Here is a 19,269-nt window from a genome sequence, read left to right on the forward strand (position 1 = left end):
GTGAAACAGCCCCGGTCAGCGCACCGGGGCTTTTTTTGTCCATTCGAAACTGTTTCACGTGGAACATCGCCAACTGGTTTCGCGTTCGAAACCTGTTCCACGTGGAACATTTTTCAGCCGATTTCCTGCCAACCCGGCATTTAGGCATGCAAAAGCCCTATAATCCGTTCTCGTACTCCTCGCATCACATTCCACCATGCTATTTCCTACTGAATTCGACGTGATCGTCGTCGGTGGCGGCCATGCCGGTACCGAAGCCGCGCTTGCTTCCGCCCGCACCGGGCAGAAGACGCTGCTGCTCACGCACAACATCGAAACCCTCGGGCAGATGTCCTGCAACCCGTCCATTGGCGGCATCGGCAAGGGCCACCTGGTCAAGGAGGTTGACGCCCTCGGCGGCGCGATGGCGATCGCGACGGACGAGTCCGGCATTCAGTTCCGTATCCTGAACTCGTCCAAGGGCCCGGCCGTGCGCGCCACCCGTGCCCAGGCCGACCGCTTGCTGTACAAGCAGGCCATCCGTTCGCGACTGGAAAACCAGCCCAACCTGTGGCTGTTCCAGCAGGCCGTGGACGACCTGATGGTGGAGGGTGACCGTGTGGTTGGCGCGGTGACGCAGATCGGCCTGCAGTTCCGTGCGCGCGCCGTGGTCCTGACCGCAGGTACCTTCCTTGACGGGAAGATCCACGTGGGCCTGCAGAACTACTCGGCAGGCCGGGCAGGGGATCCGCCGGCGGTGTCGCTGTCGGCGCGCCTGAAGGAGCTCAAGCTGCCGCAAGGACGCCTGAAGACCGGCACGCCGCCGCGCATCGATGGGCGCAGCATCGACTTCTCGGTGCTCACCGAGCAGCCGGGCGACCTGGATCCGGTGCCGGTGTTCTCGTACATGGGTAACGCCGCCATGCACCCGCAGCAGGTGCCGTGCTGGGTCACGCACACCAACGCCCTGACGCACGAGATCATCCGCAACGGCCTGGACCGCAGCCCGATGTACACCGGCGTCATCGAGGGCGTCGGCCCGCGCTATTGCCCGTCGATCGAGGACAAGATCCACCGCTTCGCGTCCAAGGAGTCGCACCAGATCTTCCTGGAGCCGGAGGGTCTGACCACCAACGAGTTCTATCCGAACGGGATCTCGACCAGCCTGCCGTTCGACGTGCAGATCAACCTGGTGCGCTCGATGCTCGGCCTGGAAAACGCGCACATCCTGCGCCCCGGCTACGCCATCGAATACGACTACTTCGACCCGCGCGGCCTAAAGGCTTCGCTTGAAACCAAGGCCATCAAGGGGCTGTTCTTTGCCGGCCAGATCAACGGCACCACCGGCTATGAGGAGGCCGCCGCACAGGGCCTGCTGGCCGGCCTGAACGCCGCACTGCAGACGCAGGGCCGCGACGCCTGGACCCCGGGCCGCTCGGAAGCCTACCTTGGCGTGCTGGTGGACGACCTGACCACGCAGGGCGTGGCCGAGCCCTACCGCATGTTCACCAGCCGCGCCGAGTACCGCCTGTCGCTGCGCGAGGACAACGCGGACATGCGCCTGACCGAAACCGGGCGCAAGCTCGGCGTGGTGGGTGACGCCCAGTGGGCCGCGTTCGAGGCCAAGCGCGAGGCGGTGGAGCGCGAGCTGCAGCGCCTGCGCTCGACCTGGGTCAACCCGCGCATCCTTGCCGCCGCCGAATCGGAGCGTGTGGTGGGCCAGGCCATCGAGCGCGAATACACGCTCGCCGACCTGCTGCGCAGGCCCGGCGTGCAGTACGAGCAGCTGATGACGATGCAAGGCGTGGACGGCGGCCAGCTCGCCGGTCCCGGCGTCGAGGATCCTGCCGTGAAGGAGCAGGTCGAAATCCAGCTCAAGTACGCCGGCTACATCGACCGCCAGGCGCGCGAAGTGGAGCGCCACGACCACTACGAGAACCTGCGGCTGCCGCAGGAGGTGAACTACCACGACATCGCCGCCCTCTCGATCGAGGTGCGCCAGAAGCTGGACAAGCAGCGTCCCGAGACGCTGGGCCAGGCTTCGCGCATCTCGGGCGTGACGCCGGCCGCCATCTCGCTGCTGCTGGTGTACCTGAAGAAGCACGGGTACAAGGGCTTCACCACGCAGGGCGAGGAGGCTGCCTGATGCGAGGAAGTTTTGACCGTGCCGCGCTGGCGGCAGTGCTGGCCGATGGCATCAAGGAGCTGGGGCTTTCGCTCTCCGAAGCGCAACAAGGCCAGCTGATGGACTACCTGGCCCTGATGGCCAAGTGGAACTCGGTGTACAACCTGACCTCGCTGCGCGACCCGATGCAGATGGTGACCCACCACCTGCTCGACTCGCTGGCCGCGGTCCCGGCGTTCGCGGGCGCTAGCAACGTGCTGGACGTCGGGGCAGGGGGCGGGCTGCCCGGCATCGTGCTCGCGATCGCCCGGCCCGACATGAAAGTGTCGATGGTGGACACGGTGCACAAGAAAACCGCATTCCTCACCCAGGTGAAGGCCGAGCTGGGCCTGGCCAACGTGACCGTGTACACGGCGCGGGTGGAGCAGCTGCAGGTGAGCGACAAATTCGATGTGATCACCTCGCGCGCTTTTGCCGACCTGTCCGATTTCGTGAACTGGTCGGGACACCTGCTGGCGCAGGGCGGGCGTTTCATTGCGCTCAAGGGGGTGGCCCCGGCAGAGGAGCAGCAACGGCTGCCACGGGAATGGAAGGTAACCGAGCTGCGGCCCCTGCGGGTGCCAAGGCTGGGAGCGGAGCGGCACCTCGTTTTCATCGAGCGAGCGCAGTAGAAAAGAATAAACCGTATAAACAGTTTATACCGTTTATTTCATATAAACCGTGAAAATGGTTTTGTTAATATAAACGGTTTAAACCTATAAGACAGTTGCGTCCAGGGATTAGGGATACATGGCCAAGATATTTTGCGTTGCAAACCAAAAGGGCGGCGTAGGCAAAACCACGACCACCGTCAACCTGTCGGCGGGCCTCGCCAAGCTGAACCAGCGGGTACTGCTGGTCGACCTTGACCCGCAGGGCAACGCGACCATGGGCGCGGGCATCAACAAGGCGGGGCTGTCGGCCTCCACCTACGAGGTGCTGCTCGGCAGCGCCGACGTGGCCGCCGCGCGCCAGCGCTCCGAGTCGGGCCGCTTCGACGTGCTGCCCTCCAACCGCGAGCTGGCCGGCGCCGAGGTCGAGATGGTCGCGCTGGAGAACCGCGAGCGCCGCCTGAAGGACGCGCTGGCCGCGGTGGACGGCGACTACGACTTCATCCTGATCGACTGCCCGCCCGCACTGTCCATGCTGACCCTGAACGGCCTGTGCTCGGCGCACGGCGTGATCATCCCGATGCAGTGCGAGTACTACGCGCTGGAGGGCCTGTCGGATCTGGTCAACACGATCAAGAAGGTGCACGCCAACCTGAACCACGACCTGAAGATCATCGGCCTCTTGCGCGTGATGTTCGACCCGCGCGTGACGCTGTCGCAGCAGGTCTCGGCCCAGCTCGAGGAGCATTTCGGCGACAAGGTGTTCAAGACCGTCATCCCGCGCAACGTGCGACTGGCCGAGGCGCCGTCCTACGGCATGCCCGGCGTGGTGTTCGATCCCTCGTCCAAGGGCGCGCAAGCCTACATCGCGTTCGGCGCCGAGATGGTCCAGCGCATCAAGACAATGTAATTGGAAAGACTACACAACATGGCAACCAAAAAAATGAAGGGCCTCGGCCGCGGACTGGAAGCGCTGCTGGGCGGCGACTCGGAGCCGGCCCAGGGCGGCGCCACCCCGTCCGCGCTGCCGGTCGGGCAGCTCCAGGCCGGCAAGTACCAGCCGCGCACGCGCATGGACGAGGGCGCGCTGGCCGAGCTCGCAGCCTCCATCAAGTCGCAGGGTATCATGCAGCCGGTGCTGGTGCGCCCGGTCGATGGCGGCCGCTACGAGATCATCGCCGGCGAGCGCCGCTTCCGCGCGGCGCAGCTGGCCGGGCTGGAAGAGATCCCGGTGCTGGTGCGCGAGGTCGACGACCAGGCCGCCGCCGCCATGGCCCTGATCGAGAACATCCAGCGCGAGGACCTGAACCCGCTGGAAGAGGCGCAGGGCATCGCGCGCCTGATCTCGGACTTCAGTTTCACCCACGAGCAGGCCGCCAACGCGGTCGGCCGCTCGCGCAGCGCCGTGTCCAACCTGCTGCGGCTGATTAACCTGGCCGGCCCGGTGCAGACCATGCTGATGGCGGGCGACATCGACATGGGCCACGCCCGGGCCCTGCTGGCGGTGGACAGCGCCACCCAGATCGGGCTGGCCAACCAGGTCATCGCCAAGCGCCTGTCGGTGCGCGAGACCGAAAAGCTGGTCGCGCGCGCGCTCGAGGAACGCGATGCGCCGGCGGCCGCGCCGCGCCAGAAAGAAAAGCCGGGCGACATCGTGCGCCTGGAAGAGGAGCTGTCGGACAAGCTGGCCACCCCGGTCCAGTTCAAGATGGGGCCGAAGGGCAGGGGGCAGATGATCATCGACTTTGCCGACCTGGACATCCTGGACGGCGTGCTGGCCCGCCTGCGTGCCTGAGCTTGTTGATAAGAACAAGCTTATCCACACCTGCCACCATTCGAACCGTCGTCCCGGCGCAGGCCGGGACCCATGCTGAGGTAGCTCCGCCTGCGGCCTCGACGTTTTCGCGGCAGAGCATGCGGTCGATGGGTCCCGGCCTGCGCCGGGACGACGCGGTTTCCTTGGGGTGGCTGTAACTTTTCGCCTCCCCGCAAGTTTCCTGTAAGTTAACAGATATATGCACTGCCGTTGTGCAAAATCTTTTCCTCTAAGAAACTTTTCGCACCACAAACCTGCCCCATCAACGTCCAGAATCGTTTGACTGGCTTCCGGATAAACACTTATAATCGTCAGGATAACTGTAACTACCGTACCGTTACCGGCTTCAAATGGCTAGCGCGAAAAATCCAAAAGAATGCTGCGCATAGTCTCCCTGCAAATGATGGCAACAGCACTGGCTGGCCTTGTGGCCGCACTGCTGGGGGGATGGCCTGCGATGATTTCAGCCGTGCTCGGTGGGTTGTGTTGTGTCGTACCCAACGCGTTGTTCGCGCTGCGCCTGTTTGCCAGCGTGCACCGTCCGGGTGCAGCCAGTCCGGCGACGTTTTTCGTCGGCGAGTTTATAAAGATTGCGTTGACGGTGGGCTTTCTTGGCGCCACCGCCTGGTTGTACCACGATTTGAACTGGCCCGCGCTCATCGGCGGCTTCATCGTGGCGCTCAAAAGTTACATCATCTTATTGTTTAGGCACCAGAAATGACAACTGAAATTGCTGAGGGAGCACCCGCCGCCGGCGAGCACGCGATCACTGCCGGTGAGTACATCAAGCACCACCTGCACCACAACGCATCGGCCGCGCAAAACGGCCCGATCGATTTTTCCGTTATTCACTACGATACTATTTTCTGGTCGGTCCTGCTGGCCGCCGTCGCCGCGATCTTCCTGATCGCCGCTGCGCGCCGCGCCACTGCCGGCGTGCCGGGCCGCTTCCAGGCCTTCGTGGAAATGGTGGTCGAGCTGGTCGAAGACCAGTCCAAGGCCATCGTGCACGGCAACCGCTCGTTCATCGCCCCGCTGGCGCTGACCGTGTTCGTCTGGGTCGTGCTGATGAACTCGATGGACTTCCTGCCGGTCGACCTGTTCTCCTGGACCGCCGGCAAGCTCGGCCTGGGCGAACCGTACTTCCGCGTCGTCCCCACCGCCGACCTGAACGGCACCCTGGGCATGTCGCTGGTCGTGCTGGTGCTGATGCTCTACTACAACGTCAAGATCAAAGGCGCCGGCGGCTTCGTGCACGAGCTGTTCTGCGCCCCGTTCGGCGCCCACCCGGCCCTGTGGATCTTCAACTTCGGCCTGAACCTGATCGAATTCGCCGCCAAGACCGTCTCGCTCGCAATGCGACTTTTCGGCAACATGTTTGCCGGCGAACTGATCTTCCTGCTGATCGCCCTGCTGGGTGCGCAGTGGGTGGGCTTTACTGGGCAAAGCCTGGCGCTGTCGGGCCTGCACATCTTTGCCGGTTCGATCTGGGCTGTATTCCACATCCTGATCGTGCTGCTGCAAGCTTTCATTTTCATGATGCTGACGCTGGTGTACCTCGGCCAGGCGCATGAAGGTCACTAAGCAGCATCTCGTTTTTCGCAGTATCTGGTTTTTTAACTTTTCATTTTTTTGATTATCTAAGGAGTTTTTGATGACTAACGTCGCGTTTGTTGCACTGGCTTGCGGTCTGATCATTGGTCTGGGTGCTATCGGTGCATGTATCGGTATTGGTGTGATGGGCGGCAAGTACATCGAAGCTTCGGCCCGCCAGCCTGAACTGATGAACACCCTGCAGACCAAGATGTTCCTGCTGGCTGGTCTGATCGACGCTGCATTCCTGATCGGTGTTGGTATCGCGATGATGTTTGCTTTCGCAAACCCGTTCGGCGCCTAATCCCCGGATACTTGAATAGCCGGGCCCCGCGCGTACTTACCGCCGGCCCGGCACATTTCATTCTGAGAAGGAAAAAGCTGTGAACTTAAACGCTACAATGTTCGTGCAGTCCATTGTGTTCTTCATCCTGGCGTGGGTCGTGGCGAAATTCGTCTGGCCGCCGGTGGTGAGCGCTCTGGATGCGCGTGCAAAGAAAATTGCTGAAGGTCTGGCCGCGGCCGACCAGGGCAAGCAGGCCATGGCCGCCGCCGAAAAGCGCGTCCAGGTCGAGCTGGCTTCGGCACGCGACGAAGGCGCCAAGCGCATCGCCGAAGCCGAGCAGCGCGCTCAACTGGTTGCCGAAGAGATCAAGGCCCAGGCCCAGGCCGAAGCCGCACGCATCGTCGCACAAGCCAAGGCGGAAGCCGAGCAGCAAGTGACCAAGGCACGCGAAGAACTGCGTGGCCAGGTTGCCGGCCTGGCCGTCAAGGGCGCCGAGCAGATCCTCAAGCGCGAGATCAACCCGCAAGCGCACGCCGACCTGCTGGCCCAACTGTCGACCGAGCTCTGATCATGGCTGAACTCGCAACCGTCGCCCGCCCCTACGCTGAAGCGCTGTTCCGTGTCGCCCAAAACGGCGACATGGCGGCCTGGTCCAATATCGTCGGTGAACTGGCCCTGATCGGCGCCAATCCCGATGTGCAGGAGTTCGCCAACAACCCGAACGTGACCCCGGCACAGCTGGCCGATACGATTGCGTCTCTGGTCAAGGCCCCGCTCAACGCCGAAGCGAAAAACTTTATCGCGATGCTCGCCGAAAATGGCCGTGTCGCTCTGTTGCCGGAGATCGGCGCCCAGTTCCAGGTACTGAAAAATGCCCAGGAAGGTGCCGCCGACGCGACTATCTATAGCGCGTTCGAGATCTCTGCCGGCCAGCTGTCGCAGCTGGTTGCCACTCTGGAAAAGAAATTTGGCCGCAAGCTGAACCCAACGGTGACAGTGGACCCTTCGCTGATCGGTGGTGTGCGCGTGGTCGTCGGTGATGAAGTGCTCGATACCTCGGTTCGCGCCAAGCTGCAGCAGATGCAGGTTGCGCTGACCGCCTGAGTCGCACGAGACACCGGCGCGCCGCGCCCTTGCCCTACGCATCAAGAAACTATTAGGAGTTAGCATGCAACTTAACCCATCTGAAATCAGCGAACTGATCAAGAGCCGCATCCAGGGTCTCGAGGGTCAGGCTGATGTTCGTAATCAAGGCACGGTGATCTCCGTTGCCGACGGCATCTGCCGCATCCATGGTCTGTCGGACGTGATGCAGGGCGAGATGCTGGAATTCCCGGGTAACACCTTCGGCCTGGCAATGAACCTGGAGCGCGACTCGGTCGGCGCCGTGGTGCTGGGTGACTACGAGCACATCTCGGAAGGCGACACCGTCAAGACCACCGGCCGCATCCTGGAAGTGCCGATCGGTCCGGAACTGCGTGGCCGCGTCGTCAACGCGCTGGGCCAGCCGATCGACGGCAAGGGCCCGGTCAACGCGACCCTGACCGCCCCGATCGAAAAGATCGCCCCGGGCGTGATCGCCCGTGAGTCGGTGTCGCAGCCGATGCAAACTGGCCTGAAGGCAATTGACTCGATGGTGCCGATCGGCCGTGGCCAGCGCGAGCTGATCATTGGCGACCGCCAGACCGGTAAGTCGGCCGTGGCCGTGGACGCGATCATCAACCAGAAGGGTCAGAACATGACCTGTATCTACGTTGCGATCGGCCAGAAAGCCTCGACCATCAAGAACATCGTGCGCTCGCTCGAGCAGCACGGCGCGATGGAGTACACCATCGTCGTGGCCGCTTCCGCTTCGGAATCGGCAGCCATGCAATACATCGCCGCCTACTCGGGCTGCGCAATGGGCGAATACTTCCGCGACCGCGGCGAAGACGCGCTGATCGTGTACGACGACCTGTCCAAGCAGGCCGTTGCATACCGCCAGATCTCGCTGCTGTTGCGCCGCCCGCCGGGCCGCGAAGCGTACCCGGGCGACGTGTTCTACCTGCACAGCCGCCTGCTCGAGCGCGCCGCGCGCGTGAACGCCGACTACGTCGAGAAGTTCACCAATGGCGCCGTCAAGGGCCAGACCGGCTCGCTGACCGCACTGCCGATCATCGAAACCCAGGCAGGCGACGTGTCGGCCTTCGTTCCGACCAACGTGATTTCGATTACCGACGGCCAGATCTTCCTGGAGACCTCGCTGTTCAACGCCGGTATCCGTCCTGCAATTAACGCAGGTATCTCGGTGTCGCGCGTCGGTGGCGCTGCCCAGACCAAGGTCATCAAGGGCCTGTCCGGCGGTATCCGTACCGACCTGGCACAGTACCGCGAGCTGGCTGCGTTCGCGCAGTTTGCATCGGACCTGGACGAAGCGACCCGCAAGCAGCTGGACCGCGGTGCCCGCGTGACCGAACTGCTGAAGCAGCCGCAATACTCGCCGCTGCCGATCTCGCTGATGGCCGTGTCGCTGTTCGCTGTGAACAAGGGCTACTTCGACGACATCGACGTCAAGCAAGTGCTGCCGTTCGAAGCTGGTCTGCATTCGTACATGAAGACCAAGCACGCCGACCTGCTCGCCAAGATCGAACAGACCAAGGCGCTGGACAAGGATGGCGAAGCAGCGCTGGCTGCCGCGATCGGCGACTTCAAGAAGTCGGGCGCATTCTAATCACGTCACGTTTGGATCGCCGCGCCGGTGAACGGTGCGGCAGTCCAAGAAGGAAGGACTCATGGCAGCAGGCAAAGAGATACGTGGCAAGATCAAGAGCGTAGAGAATACGAAGAAGATCACCAAGGCGATGGAAATGGTCGCCGCGTCCAAGATGCGCAAGGCGCAGGACCGGATGCGCGCCGCGCGTCCGTACAGTGAGAAGATTCGGAACATCACCGCCAATCTGGCCACCGCAAACCCGGAGTACACGCACCCGTTCATGGCCCGCGCCAAGACCACGGATGCGAAGGCCGTCGGATTCATCGTCGTCACCACCGATAAAGGTCTGTGCGGCGGCATGAACACCAACGTGCTGCGCCAGGTCACGCAAAAGAGCCGCGAGCTCGAAGCCGCCGGCAACCGCATCGAAGCTGTCGCCATCGGCAACAAGGGCCTCGGTTTCCTGCAGCGGATCGGCGTCAAGATCGCGGCACAGGCCGTGCAGCTGGGCGATACCCCGCACCTGGAAAAGCTGATCGGGCCGGTCAAGGTCATGCTCGACGCCTACCAGGAAGGCAAGCTCGATACGGTCTACCTGTGCTACACCAAGTTCATCAACACCATGAAGCAAGAGCCGGTGGTCGAGCAGCTGCTCCCCCTGCCGGCCAAGCAGCTGGAAGCGGACAAGGCATCCCACGCCTGGGATTACCTGTACGAGCCGGACGCTGCAACCGTGATCGATGAACTCCTGGTGCGCTACGTCGAGGCGCTGATTTACCAGGCAGTGGCCGAAAACCTGGCGTCCGAGCAGTCGGCGCGCATGGTGGCCATGAAGGCGGCAAGCGACAACGCAGGTAACGTGATCGGTGAGCTGAAGCTGGTCTACAACAAGACCCGCCAGGCGGCGATTACCAAAGAACTCTCCGAGATCGTCGCTGGTGCAGCGGCCGTCTAAACAAGAATTTAACTATTACTGAAGGAACGAACATGGCTGATGGCAAAATCGTTCAGTGTATCGGCGCAGTGGTCGACGTGGAATTCCCGCGCGACGCCATGCCCAAGGTATACGACGCACTGAAAATGGAAGGCTCCGAACTGACCCTGGAAGTCCAGCAGCAGCTGGGCGACGGCGTGGTTCGTACCATTGCGCTGGGCAGCTCGGAAGGCCTGCGTCGCGGCATGCTGATCAAGAACACCAACGCGCCGATCACGGTGCCGGTTGGCCCGGCCACCCTCGGCCGCATCATGGACGTGCTGGGCAACCCGATCGACGAACGTGGTCCGGTCAGCCTCGAGCACACCGCATCGATCCACCGTGCCGCCCCGACCTACGACGAGCTGTCGCCGTCGCAGGAACTGCTGGAAACCGGCATCAAGGTGATCGACCTGGTCTGCCCGTTCGCCAAAGGCGGTAAGGTCGGCCTGTTCGGCGGCGCCGGCGTGGGCAAGACCGTGAACATGATGGAACTGATCAACAACATCGCGAAAGCGCACTCGGGCCTGTCCGTGTTCGCCGGCGTGGGTGAGCGTACCCGTGAAGGTAACGACTTCTACCACGAGATGGCCGATTCCAAGGTCGTGGACCTGGAAAACCTGGGCAACTCGAAAGTGGCGATGGTGTACGGCCAGATGAACGAACCGCCGGGCAACCGCCTGCGCGTGGCGCTGACCGGCCTGACCATCGCGGAATCGTTCCGCGACCAGGGCAAGGACGTGCTGTTCTTCGTCGACAACATCTACCGTTACACCCTGGCCGGTACCGAAGTGTCGGCACTGCTGGGCCGTATGCCGTCGGCAGTGGGCTACCAGCCGACCCTGGCCGAAGAGATGGGCCGCCTGCAAGAGCGCATCACCTCGACCAAGACCGGTTCGATCACCTCGATCCAGGCCGTGTACGTCCCTGCGGACGACCTGACCGACCCGTCGCCGGCAACCACCTTCGCCCACCTGGACTCGACCGTCGTGCTGTCGCGTGACATCGCTTCGCTCGGTATCTACCCGGCAGTGGATCCGCTGGACTCGACCTCGCGCCAGCTGGACCCGCTGGTCGTGGGCCAGGAGCACTACGAGACCGCGCGTTCGGTGCAGGGCACCCTGCAGCGCTACAAGGAACTGCGCGACATCATCGCGATTCTGGGCATGGACGAACTGGCACCGGAAGACAAGCTGGTGGTGGCACGCGCACGTAAGATGCAGCGTTTCCTGTCGCAGCCGTTCCACGTCGCCGAAGTGTTCACCGGCTCGCCGGGCAAGTACGTTTCGCTGAAAGACACGATCAAGGGCTTCAAGATGATCGCGTCGGGCGAACTGGACCATCTGCCGGAGCAGGCCTTCTACATGGTCGGCACGATCGAGGAAGCCATCGAAAAAGCCAAGAAACTGGCTGCCTAAGTCGGCATCTTCACACTGAAGGACAACCATGGCAAACACTATCCACGTTGACGTCGTCTCGGCCGAAGACTCGATCTTCTCGGGCGAGGCCGAATTCGTCGCGTTGCCGGGTGAAGCGGGCGAGCTGGGTATCTACCCGAAGCACACCCCGCTGATCACGCGCGTCAAGCCGGGTGCCGTACGTATCCAGGTGGCCGGCCGTAGCGACGAGGAGTTCGTCTTCGTCGCCGGTGGCATCCTCGAAGTGCAGCCGAACCGCGTAACGGTTCTGGCCGACACCGCGATCCGCGGCCACGACCTTGACGAAGCAAAAGCACAGGAAGCCAAGAAACGGGCCGAAGAGCTGATGCAGAACAAGGACGCAGCGATCGACTACGCGAAAGCCCAGGCCGAACTGGCCGCGGCAATCGCGCAACTGGCAGCGATCCAGAAGCTGCGCGCCAAGCGCTAAGCTTCACGCAGCACACAAGAGGGCAGCTTCGGCTGCCCTTTTTTTATATGTACGTTCCGTAGGAGACAGGAAGATGAGAAGAACAAAAGCAGCAATCTTTGCCGCCGCGGCCTTGCTGGCCAGCGCCGCCTGGGCCGCCTCGCCCATCGAGCAACTGAACGAGCGCTTCGCCAAGCTCGCCCTGCCTGGCAGCGTGTCGATCGCGGCCATCAGCCAGGAGGCGCGCGGGGGCCTCACGTTTTCCGTGTCGGCCACCGGCAATGAAGGCCTGCAGCCGGACGCCACCTTCCGTGTGGCCAGCAATACCAAGACCTTCGTGGCCGCCACCGTGCTGCGCCTGTGGGAAGACGGCAAGGTCAAGCTCGACGCCAGCATCCGCGACTATGTGGACCCGGCCTACCTTGCTGCGCTGGACAAGGACGGCTACGACACCGCGCACATCACCGTGCGCCATCTGCTGACCCACACGGGCGGCATCGCCGACCACACGCATAGCAAGCAATTCGAGCAGCTGCTGGCGACCCATCCGGAAACCGCGTGGACCCGCGACAGTACGATGGATGCGCTGGTGCGCTGGACCGACCCGGTGGGCAAGCCCGGCGAAAAGTTCTACTACTCTGACGACGGCTACTGCCTGCTGGGCAACATCATCGAGCGCCTGACCGGCAAGCCGCTCGCGCGCGCGGTCCACGAGATCCTCGGCTACGAAAAGCTCGGCTTGAAGAGCACGTACTGGGAGACGCAGGAACCGGCGGCGCCGCAGGCCGGTCCGCGCGCGCACCAGCTGTTCGACGACGGCCGCGACACCTACGGCTGGAATCCGTCGCTGGACATGTACGGTGGCGGCGGCATCGTGGCCGACCCGCGCGACCTGGCCTGGTTCCTCTACGCGCTGTTCGACGGCAAGGTGTTCAAGCATCCGGAGACCCTGCAGCTGATGCTGTCGAAAGAGGGGATTCCGGCCGACAGCCCGTACCGCATGGGCATTTTCGAGTACGAGGCCAATGGCGTGAAGGCCTACTGGCACAGCGGCTTCTGGGGCACGGCGGCGTTCTACGTACCAAGCCAGCACCGCGCCTACGCCTTTGCCGTCACCCGCCGCAATGCGTACAAGCCGGCATTCGAGCAGATGAAAGCCTATATCAGCGACAACTGAGTGGCGCGAGCTCTGCAGCACGCAGGGTGGGCAGCTTTGCTGCCCACGCGTTCAGCAATGCCGATGCAGGCCGGGCTCCGGGCCAGGACGACATCGGTGGCCGACCGGCGTGCGCTGAACGCGTGGGCGGAATCCGCCCACCCTACCGGTATGCGCCCTTCAGTTGACCGCGCATAAAGTACAAGCGCCGCTGATGCGCTTTACTGTTGCATCTGAGCATTCTTCTTTCGAAAGGGGAACCGTATGCAAACCGCGCTTGCCGGCCAGTTTCTGATCTTGAGTGCGCACGACCGCCTGTTGCAGGCCCACAGCACCGGCGTCATGCATGCCGTCACCGAACTGGCCAAGGCCGGGGACGAGGAGCGCTGGAACGTGCACGTCTGGGCCGACGGCCGGTTGTCGCTGCAGAATGAGAAGTCCAGGCTGTGGTTGTCGGCCGAGCCGAGCGGGCGGGCGATCTGCAATCGCCAGGAGGCGGCCGAATGGGAGAAGTGGACCCTGCACGCGGCCGGCGACCTGTTCCACATTGGCCTGAAGAGCACGCACGGTAAATGGCTGTGCGCCCAGCCGCCCGGCCAGGAAACCCGCTACGGCGGCGAAGTGGTGGCGGACCGCGACAGCTGCGCCGAGTGGGAGCGCTTCTCGATCCTGCCGTCGCAGCACGGCCAGGTGCACGACCCGATCTGGTGGGAAGCGGTCGGCAACGCGGTGGGCGGGGCCACCGCGCTCAAGCCGATCGTGGTTGAATAAGAAACCGCTGAATGTATTCACGTCGTCCCCGCGCAGGCGGGGACCCATACTGAGCATCCAGCCACCTGGCCATTGGCAAGGCCAACTCGGCGCGCTCTCAGCATGGGTTCCCGCCTGCGCGGGAACGACGTTTGCGATTCAACACTTAACGCAGACCGCACCATACCGTCGTCCCGGCGAAAGCCGGGACCCATACGGAGCGCGCGTTACCGCAAACTTGAACCATGGCCGCGTGGGCGCATCTTCAGCATGGGTCCCGGCTTGCGCCGGGACGACGGTCGCTGAAAGCTACCGCGCAGCTGCCAGGTCGACGGTCGCCAGGCTCGGCTGGCGCTCCTTCTGCAGGCGCGCCGCCACCTGCTCGGCCTTGGCAAAAGCGCGGATCAGGTTGCCGCCGGCCAGTTTCGCCAGGTCCGCATCGCTCCAACCGCGCTTGATCAGCTCGGCGAACAGCACCGGATAGGTCGAGACATCCTTGAGCCCTTCCGGATCGTTGCCGCCGCAGTAATCGGCGCCGATGCCCACATGGTCCTTGCCGGCGATGCGGGCGATGTGTTCGATGTGGTCGGCAACGTCCTTCACCGTCACGCGCGGCAGCGGCCCGGCCTCCTTCAGGTAGGCCTCGTAGATGGCCTTCTTGTCGGCGGGGCTGGCGCCTTTCGGGGTGCGCTTTTTCAGCTCGTCGCTCCACGCCAGCGCCTGCTTGTTCAGGAATTCGGGCACGTAGTACACCATCACCACGCCGCCATTGGCCGGCATGCGTTTGAGCACCTCGTCCGGCACATTGCGCTCGATCGGCGCCAGCGCCCGCGCGCCCGTGTGCGAGAAGATCACCGGCGCCTCGCTCACGTCCAGCGTCTGCTGCATCACGCCGGTGCTCACGTGCGCCAGGTCCACCAGCATGCCGAGCCGGTTCATCTCGCGCACCACTTCCTTGCCGAAGGGCGTCAGCCCGCCGTGCCGGTGCTCGTCCGCTGCCGCGTCGGCCCAGTCGAGCGTGACGTTGTGGGTCAGCGTCATGTAGCGCACGCCCATGTCGTAGTACGCGCGCAGCGCGCCCAGGCTGTTTTCGATGACGTGGCCGCCCTCCATGCCCAGGAAGCTGGCTACCTTGCCGGCGCGCTTGGCTTTCATGATGTCCGCGCTCGTCGTGGCCAGCATGAAGCTGTCCGGGTAGCGCGCGATCATCCGCTTGGTCAGCTCAATCTGTTCCAGCTGGGTGCGCGCCCAGCCGCTCTTGAGCGCACCGTCCACGTACACGCTCCAGAACTGCGCCGACACCCCGCCCGCCTTCAGGCGCGCGATGTCGGTCTCGCCGTCGGTGTGCTGGCGCAGGTCGTAGCCCGCCACGTCGCCGTGGTACTTGGGATGCTCGCGGATGATGTACGGCAGGTCGTTGTGGCCGTCCACCAGCGGCACGCGCGCCAGCAGCGCTTTGGCGTGCTGCAGCGCCTGCTCGTCGGAGGGCGTGGCCGGCGCGGCCGTGCATGACGCGGAAATGAACAGTCCTGCCAACAGCATCGGGATAGGGCGGATCATGTAAACCTTTCGAAGAGTGGAAGTGGGCACTTACTGCGCGGCCAGCCGCTGCGCCACGCGGTGCCGGAAATAGCCTTCCTGCACATAGCGGTACAGGTTCTTGCCCGGGCAGACGGTCTGGGCGGAATAGTCGCGGTGGCTGGCGATGCGGTCGAGCGGCACGTGGTACTTGGCGGCCAGCATGGCCATCAGGTCGACCACGGCGTCGAGCTGCTTCTGGTTCGGCTCCACTTCCTCGAAATTGCCCACCACCTCGATCAGCGCATGGCCCATCGGGTCATACTCGGTATTGGTGTCGCCGGCGTACTGGATGTCGCGGCCGGCGTAGATCTTGCCGTCCAGGTCGATGATGTAGTGGTAGGGAATGTCGAGCCAGTGCTTGGTGCTGCGCGACCACGCCTGCAGGTTGCGCAGGTACTGGACCGGGTCCTTGCCCTCGGGGAAGGGCTCGCCCTGGTGGTGCAGGGTGATGTAGCTGACGGCCTGCTTGCGCGCGAGGGCGGGATCGGCAGGCGTGCCGCCCCACGCAGGCACGGCAACAATGCTGCGCTCGACGTCCGCCAGGGCAGGGGCGGCGCCGGCGGCGCTGGAAAACAGCAGGCACAGCGCGGCAGCGGCGATGGTTTTCTTGACTGGCATGGGGACAGCTCGGTAAAAGAATCAGGGAGCATCTTTTCACATTTCTACTGAGCATGGCAAATCGGCAAAGCCTGCGCCAGCGCGCGATGCAAACCTGCTAAGCTAATGGCCGATACCATTGATCGCCAACGTCACATGAAAACCATTCCGCAGATCCTCAAGGAAAGCAGCACCATCGCCGTCGTCGGCCTGTCCAACAACCCGGAAAAGGCCAGCCACGAGGTTGCGCAGTACCTGCAGCAGCACGGTTACCGCATCGTGCCGGTCAACCCGGTGTATGCCGGGCAGCAGATCCTGGGCGAAACGGTGTATGCGAGCTTGCAGGAAGCGGCCGACGCCCTGGCGCCGCTTGGCCAGCGCATCGACATCGTCGACTGCTTCCGCAAGTCGGAAGACATTCCGCCGCTGGCCAAGGATGCGATCGCGGTGCGCGCCGGCTGCCTGTGGATGCAGCTGGGGATCGAGAACCAGTCGGCGGCCGACCTGGCGCGCGCGGCGGGGCTGGACGTGGTGATGAACCGTTGCATGAAGATCGAGCATCGGGCGCTGGGCGCCTGAGCATAACAACAAGGGGACGGACATGAACAAGCTGGTTTCGCGGTTGGTGTTATCTGGTGCTGCAAGCGTTTTTTGGGTTCCCGCTTTCGCCGGGACGACGGCAGAGGCGCCGGTGGCTGCAACGGCGCCGTCGGCCAGCTGCCCGGCGGTGCTGCACCACACCTTCAACCGCCTGCAGGACGACGCGCCGCAGGACCTGTGCCAGTACGCGGGCAAGGTGGTGCTGGTGGTGAACACGGCCAGCTACTGCGGTTTCACCAAGCAGTACAAGGGACTGGAAGAGCTGTACGCCAAGTACGCGCCGCGCGGGCTGGTCGTGCTCGGCTTCCCGTCGAACGACTTCGGCCAGCAGGAGCCGGGCAACTCCAAGGAAATCGCGGACTTCTGCTACAACACCTACGGCGTCAAGTTCCCGATGTTCGCCAAGAGCTCGGTCACCGGCGGCCAGGCCAATCCGCTGCACACGGAACTGACCAAAATCACCGGTCAGGCGCCGAAGTGGAACTTCACCAAATACCTGATCGACCGCCAGGGCAAGACCATCGAATACTTCCCCAGCAAGATCGCGCCGGAAGACAAGGAATTCGTCAGCAAGATCGAGCAGGCGCTGGCCATGTGAATACATCTCGGCAGGGCGGGTGTGCGGCACTTATAATTACCGAACAATAAGATTCGGTCATGCATTGACGACCGCCACCTGTCCGGAGACACCACATGATCATTGTCCGACCAGCGCAACTGGCCGACGTGCCAGCCGTTGCGCCCCTGTTCGACGCCTATCGCCAGTTCTACGGCAAACCCGCCGACGCCGGCCTGGCCGAGCGTTTCATCAGCGAGCGGCTCGCCAAGGGGGAGTCGGCCGTTTTCGTGGCCGAGAAGGACCGGCAGGCGGTCGGCTTCGTCCAGCTGTACCCGTCGTTTTCGTCGGTGTCCGCCGGCCGCGTCTATGTGCTCAACGACTTGTTTGTCGCGCCCGAGGCACGCCGGGGCAACGTCGCGCGCGCGCTCATGCATGCGGCGGCCGAGTACGCCCGTGGCAAGGGCGCCCTGCGCCTGTCGCTGTCCACCGGCATCAACAACGAAAAAGCCCAGGCACTCTACGAGTCCGAAGGCTGGGTGCGTGACGAGCAGTACTACCATTACTCGCTCACGCTCTGAGTTCGGGCGTGGCTTGAATCCGTAGGGTGGGCTCTCGAGCCCACGCGGTCTTCACGCGCCCACGTGCGTGCCGCGTGGGCACAAGTGCCCACCCTACGACCAGGCGTTAGCGCGACAGCGCGTCCTCGGCCTTGCGCTGCAGGACGTTTTTGAACACGTCGAAGGCGCTGTTCTTGATCGCCTCTACCGCCGACGAAGCGGCCGGCTTGTCCTGCTGTTGTTGCTGCTCTCGTTGCGGCTGTGCCAGTGCCTGCCGTGGCGCCGGGGCCTTGTCCTCGTCGTCCGCGTGGCCGGCCATCGCCGCCCCCATCATCGAGCCCATGCCCGGGGTCAAGGAGGCGACCGACTTGCGGCGTACCTTGACGTCCCATTGCGGTTCCCAGTCGATCCTGGGATCTTTCGGCCGCGGCGGATAGGCCATGTTCAGCTCGTCGCCGTAAGCGATCACGCGCGACATCGCCATCGCGCTGACCGCTTCCTTCGGCGCCGCGCATTCGCTGGTGCTGGCCGGCAGGATCACCTTTTCCTTCTGCCACTTGGCGATCGAGCTGTCCGGCTGGTAGTTCACCAGGCCCATGCCCATGTCCGGCAGCTCGCTCGAGGTCCAGTACACCATCTCCATGTCGCCGTTGCCGGCGGCGGCGCTGTCGCGCATGCCCATCGCCTGCACGAACCAGCCGGTGGCCTGCTGCATCGGCTTCCACTTGAACAGCACCCCCCTGGCGTCGTCGCTGCGGGTCGCTTCCACGGCTGGCATCAGGTCGTGCGCGGCGTCGATGTTGAACTTGAAGCCATCGACCACGCCCTCGCCCGCGAACGCGTGCTCGCCGGCCACGCTCGCGCCGTCCGGCAGCATGCGGTCGTCCTTCTTGTTCGGCCACACAGGGCGGCCTGGCGCCGGTTCCGGCACGCGGAACATGGCGTTGCGGTTCTGGAAGAACTGGTTCATCTGCTTCGGATCCATCTTGGCGAAATCGATCACCAGCGGCTGGCCCTTGCGTACCTCGGTGCCGCAGCCCCAGTACAGATACATCTTCCCTTTCGGCATTTGGAACTCGCCGGGACCTTCGCTCGCCATGTGCGATTCCGCCACCACCTTGGTCGGCTCCGGCGCCAGCAGGTTCAGCGTCGGGGCCAGCTTGCTGCCAGCCGGCACGTTCTGGGTCGCGGTCTTCAGGTCCTTGTTGTTGCGGGTCACCAGGGTTACGTCCATCCAGCGTCCCTGCGACTGGCCCTGGGTCTGGCCGAAGCTGTTGCCGCGATCGCTCGATTTGCCGCCGCCGCCAAACAGGCCGCCGAGCATGCCGCCGATGCCACCGGTGGGCGCCATCGGCGCGCCGCCATTGAAGGTGGCCAGGTCGATGTAGGCCTGGCTGACAGGCGGCTTCACTTTCTGGACGATCTCCGCGGCAGACGCGGAGGTCAGCGCGAACAGGCCGGTGACGGCGATGGCGAGCGGTTTGAGCGAGGGCACGGTGACTCCTTG

At 63.8% G+C, this 19,269-nt stretch carries 21 protein-coding genes; 18 read left to right on the top strand and 3 right to left on the bottom strand.

What is annotated here, in order from left to right; translation table 11 throughout:
* Positions 1 to 196: 196 nt before the first annotated feature.
* From mnmG to NX774_RS13925, 15 genes are all read left to right on the top strand, one after another.
* Positions 197 to 2,125, top strand: coding sequence for a tRNA uridine-5-carboxymethylaminomethyl(34) synthesis enzyme MnmG (gene mnmG / locus NX774_RS13855; RefSeq protein WP_258822823.1), 1,929 nt, complete (start codon positions 197 to 199; stop codon positions 2,123 to 2,125).
* Positions 2,125 to 2,775 (top strand): 16S rRNA (guanine(527)-N(7))-methyltransferase RsmG, encoded by a 651-nt coding sequence (gene rsmG / locus NX774_RS13860; RefSeq protein WP_258822824.1) that lies wholly within the window; start codon positions 2,125 to 2,127, stop codon positions 2,773 to 2,775. The genes mnmG and rsmG overlap by 1 nt, the downstream gene beginning before the upstream one ends.
* A 118-nt stretch (positions 2,776 to 2,893) precedes the next feature.
* Positions 2,894 to 3,664 (top strand): ParA family protein, encoded by a 771-nt coding sequence (locus tag NX774_RS13865; protein ID WP_258822825.1) that lies wholly within the window; start codon positions 2,894 to 2,896, stop codon positions 3,662 to 3,664.
* A gap of 18 nt (positions 3,665 to 3,682) precedes the next feature.
* Positions 3,683 to 4,549: a ParB/RepB/Spo0J family partition protein gene (locus tag NX774_RS13870; RefSeq protein ID WP_258822826.1), complete on the top strand. Its 867-nt coding sequence runs from the start codon at positions 3,683 to 3,685 to the stop codon at positions 4,547 to 4,549.
* Between the two features lie 397 nt (positions 4,550 to 4,946).
* Entirely contained in the window at positions 4,947 to 5,291 is a 345-nt protein-coding gene (locus NX774_RS13875; protein ID WP_258822827.1) for an ATP synthase subunit I, read from the top strand.
* The gene (gene atpB / locus NX774_RS13880; protein WP_258822828.1) at positions 5,288 to 6,154 is read left to right on the top strand and encodes a F0F1 ATP synthase subunit A; all 867 of its coding nucleotides are present in this window, start codon (positions 5,288 to 5,290) and stop codon (positions 6,152 to 6,154) included. The genes NX774_RS13875 and atpB overlap by 4 nt, the downstream gene beginning before the upstream one ends.
* A 70-nt stretch (positions 6,155 to 6,224) precedes the next feature.
* Positions 6,225 to 6,467, top strand: a complete 243-nt coding sequence (atpE, locus tag NX774_RS13885) for a F0F1 ATP synthase subunit C (RefSeq protein ID WP_258812922.1) — start codon at positions 6,225 to 6,227, stop codon at positions 6,465 to 6,467.
* Between the two features lie 79 nt (positions 6,468 to 6,546).
* Positions 6,547 to 7,017 carry a F0F1 ATP synthase subunit B gene (locus tag NX774_RS13890; RefSeq protein WP_258822829.1) on the top strand — a complete coding sequence of 157 codons (471 nt, stop codon included), beginning with the start codon at positions 6,547 to 6,549 and terminating at the stop codon, positions 7,015 to 7,017.
* A 2-nt stretch (positions 7,018 to 7,019) separates the two neighbouring features.
* Positions 7,020 to 7,553, top strand: coding sequence for a F0F1 ATP synthase subunit delta (locus tag NX774_RS13895; RefSeq protein WP_258822830.1), 534 nt, complete (start codon positions 7,020 to 7,022; stop codon positions 7,551 to 7,553).
* Between the two features lie 64 nt (positions 7,554 to 7,617).
* Complete coding sequence (gene atpA / locus NX774_RS13900; RefSeq protein WP_258822831.1) at positions 7,618 to 9,159, top strand: F0F1 ATP synthase subunit alpha; 1,542 nt, start codon at positions 7,618 to 7,620, stop codon at positions 9,157 to 9,159.
* Positions 9,160 to 9,220: 61 nt separating this feature from the next.
* Positions 9,221 to 10,096: a F0F1 ATP synthase subunit gamma gene (atpG, locus tag NX774_RS13905; protein WP_258822832.1), complete on the top strand. Its 876-nt coding sequence runs from the start codon at positions 9,221 to 9,223 to the stop codon at positions 10,094 to 10,096.
* A gap of 32 nt (positions 10,097 to 10,128) precedes the next feature.
* Positions 10,129 to 11,532 carry a F0F1 ATP synthase subunit beta gene (gene atpD / locus NX774_RS13910; RefSeq protein WP_258822833.1) on the top strand — a complete coding sequence of 468 codons (1,404 nt, stop codon included), beginning with the start codon at positions 10,129 to 10,131 and terminating at the stop codon, positions 11,530 to 11,532.
* Positions 11,533 to 11,560: 28 nt separating this feature from the next.
* Positions 11,561 to 11,983: a F0F1 ATP synthase subunit epsilon gene (locus tag NX774_RS13915; protein WP_258822834.1), complete on the top strand. Its 423-nt coding sequence runs from the start codon at positions 11,561 to 11,563 to the stop codon at positions 11,981 to 11,983.
* A 73-nt stretch (positions 11,984 to 12,056) separates the two neighbouring features.
* Positions 12,057 to 13,139 (top strand): serine hydrolase domain-containing protein, encoded by a 1,083-nt coding sequence (locus tag NX774_RS13920; protein ID WP_258822835.1) that lies wholly within the window; start codon positions 12,057 to 12,059, stop codon positions 13,137 to 13,139.
* A gap of 243 nt (positions 13,140 to 13,382) precedes the next feature.
* Entirely contained in the window at positions 13,383 to 13,889 is a 507-nt protein-coding gene (locus NX774_RS13925; RefSeq protein WP_258822836.1) for a fascin domain-containing protein, read from the top strand.
* A 288-nt stretch (positions 13,890 to 14,177) separates the two neighbouring features.
* Here the strand turns inward: NX774_RS13925 and NX774_RS13930 are convergent, their stop codons facing one another.
* Both NX774_RS13930 and NX774_RS13935 read right to left on the bottom strand, forming a co-directional pair.
* A complete protein-coding gene (locus NX774_RS13930) occupies positions 14,178 to 15,428 on the bottom strand; it encodes a dipeptidase (protein ID WP_258822837.1) in 1,251 nt (416 codons plus the stop codon).
* A 30-nt stretch (positions 15,429 to 15,458) separates the two neighbouring features.
* On the bottom strand, positions 15,459 to 16,067 hold the full coding sequence (locus tag NX774_RS13935; protein WP_258822838.1) for a peptidoglycan recognition protein family protein: 609 nt from the start codon (positions 16,065 to 16,067) through the stop codon (positions 15,459 to 15,461).
* 135 nt (positions 16,068 to 16,202) lie between these two features.
* Here NX774_RS13935 and NX774_RS13940 point away from each other — a divergent pair, with 135 nt between their 5' ends.
* From NX774_RS13940 to NX774_RS13950, 3 genes are all read left to right on the top strand, one after another.
* On the top strand, positions 16,203 to 16,625 hold the full coding sequence (locus tag NX774_RS13940; protein WP_258822839.1) for a CoA-binding protein: 423 nt from the start codon (positions 16,203 to 16,205) through the stop codon (positions 16,623 to 16,625).
* Between the two features lie 22 nt (positions 16,626 to 16,647).
* Positions 16,648 to 17,244 (top strand): glutathione peroxidase, encoded by a 597-nt coding sequence (locus NX774_RS13945; protein ID WP_258822840.1) that lies wholly within the window; start codon positions 16,648 to 16,650, stop codon positions 17,242 to 17,244.
* Between the two features lie 95 nt (positions 17,245 to 17,339).
* The gene (locus tag NX774_RS13950; RefSeq protein ID WP_258822841.1) at positions 17,340 to 17,783 is read left to right on the top strand and encodes a GNAT family N-acetyltransferase; all 444 of its coding nucleotides are present in this window, start codon (positions 17,340 to 17,342) and stop codon (positions 17,781 to 17,783) included.
* Positions 17,784 to 17,889: 106 nt separating this feature from the next.
* Here the strand turns inward: NX774_RS13950 and NX774_RS13955 are convergent, their stop codons facing one another.
* Positions 17,890 to 19,257: a hypothetical protein gene (locus tag NX774_RS13955; protein WP_258822842.1), complete on the bottom strand. Its 1,368-nt coding sequence runs from the start codon at positions 19,255 to 19,257 to the stop codon at positions 17,890 to 17,892.
* Between the last annotated feature and the right edge of the window lie 12 nt (positions 19,258 to 19,269).

The sequence above is a fragment of the Massilia agilis genome (assembly GCF_024756255.1).
Classification (GTDB): domain Bacteria; phylum Pseudomonadota; class Gammaproteobacteria; order Burkholderiales; family Burkholderiaceae_D; genus Telluria; species Telluria agilis.

Excerpts from the sequence above, each read along its gene's own strand:
- NX774_RS13925 (WP_258822836.1), top strand. The coding sequence starts at position 13,383 with ATGCAAACCGCGCTTGCCGGCCAGTTTCTGATCTTGAGTGCGCACGAC.
- atpG (WP_258822832.1), top strand. The coding sequence starts at position 9,221 with ATGGCAGCAGGCAAAGAGATACGTGGCAAGATCAAGAGCGTAGAGAAT.
- rsmG (WP_258822824.1), top strand. The coding sequence starts at position 2,125 with ATGCGAGGAAGTTTTGACCGTGCCGCGCTGGCGGCAGTGCTGGCCGAT.
- mnmG (WP_258822823.1), top strand. The coding sequence starts at position 197 with ATGCTATTTCCTACTGAATTCGACGTGATCGTCGTCGGTGGCGGCCAT.
- NX774_RS13915 (WP_258822834.1), top strand. The coding sequence starts at position 11,561 with ATGGCAAACACTATCCACGTTGACGTCGTCTCGGCCGAAGACTCGATC.
- NX774_RS13935 (WP_258822838.1), bottom strand. The coding sequence starts at position 16,067 with ATGCCAGTCAAGAAAACCATCGCCGCTGCCGCGCTGTGCCTGCTGTTT.
- NX774_RS13870 (WP_258822826.1), top strand. The coding sequence starts at position 3,683 with ATGGCAACCAAAAAAATGAAGGGCCTCGGCCGCGGACTGGAAGCGCTG.
- NX774_RS13945 (WP_258822840.1), top strand. The coding sequence starts at position 16,648 with ATGAACAAGCTGGTTTCGCGGTTGGTGTTATCTGGTGCTGCAAGCGTT.
- atpB (WP_258822828.1), top strand. The coding sequence starts at position 5,288 with ATGACAACTGAAATTGCTGAGGGAGCACCCGCCGCCGGCGAGCACGCG.
- atpA (WP_258822831.1), top strand. The coding sequence starts at position 7,618 with ATGCAACTTAACCCATCTGAAATCAGCGAACTGATCAAGAGCCGCATC.
- NX774_RS13865 (WP_258822825.1), top strand. The coding sequence starts at position 2,894 with ATGGCCAAGATATTTTGCGTTGCAAACCAAAAGGGCGGCGTAGGCAAA.
- NX774_RS13920 (WP_258822835.1), top strand. The coding sequence starts at position 12,057 with ATGAGAAGAACAAAAGCAGCAATCTTTGCCGCCGCGGCCTTGCTGGCC.
- NX774_RS13950 (WP_258822841.1), top strand. The coding sequence starts at position 17,340 with ATGATCATTGTCCGACCAGCGCAACTGGCCGACGTGCCAGCCGTTGCG.
- NX774_RS13930 (WP_258822837.1), bottom strand. The coding sequence starts at position 15,428 with ATGATCCGCCCTATCCCGATGCTGTTGGCAGGACTGTTCATTTCCGCG.
- atpD (WP_258822833.1), top strand. The coding sequence starts at position 10,129 with ATGGCTGATGGCAAAATCGTTCAGTGTATCGGCGCAGTGGTCGACGTG.
- NX774_RS13895 (WP_258822830.1), top strand. The coding sequence starts at position 7,020 with ATGGCTGAACTCGCAACCGTCGCCCGCCCCTACGCTGAAGCGCTGTTC.
- NX774_RS13875 (WP_258822827.1), top strand. The coding sequence starts at position 4,947 with ATGCTGCGCATAGTCTCCCTGCAAATGATGGCAACAGCACTGGCTGGC.
- atpE (WP_258812922.1), top strand. The coding sequence starts at position 6,225 with ATGACTAACGTCGCGTTTGTTGCACTGGCTTGCGGTCTGATCATTGGT.
- NX774_RS13940 (WP_258822839.1), top strand. The coding sequence starts at position 16,203 with ATGAAAACCATTCCGCAGATCCTCAAGGAAAGCAGCACCATCGCCGTC.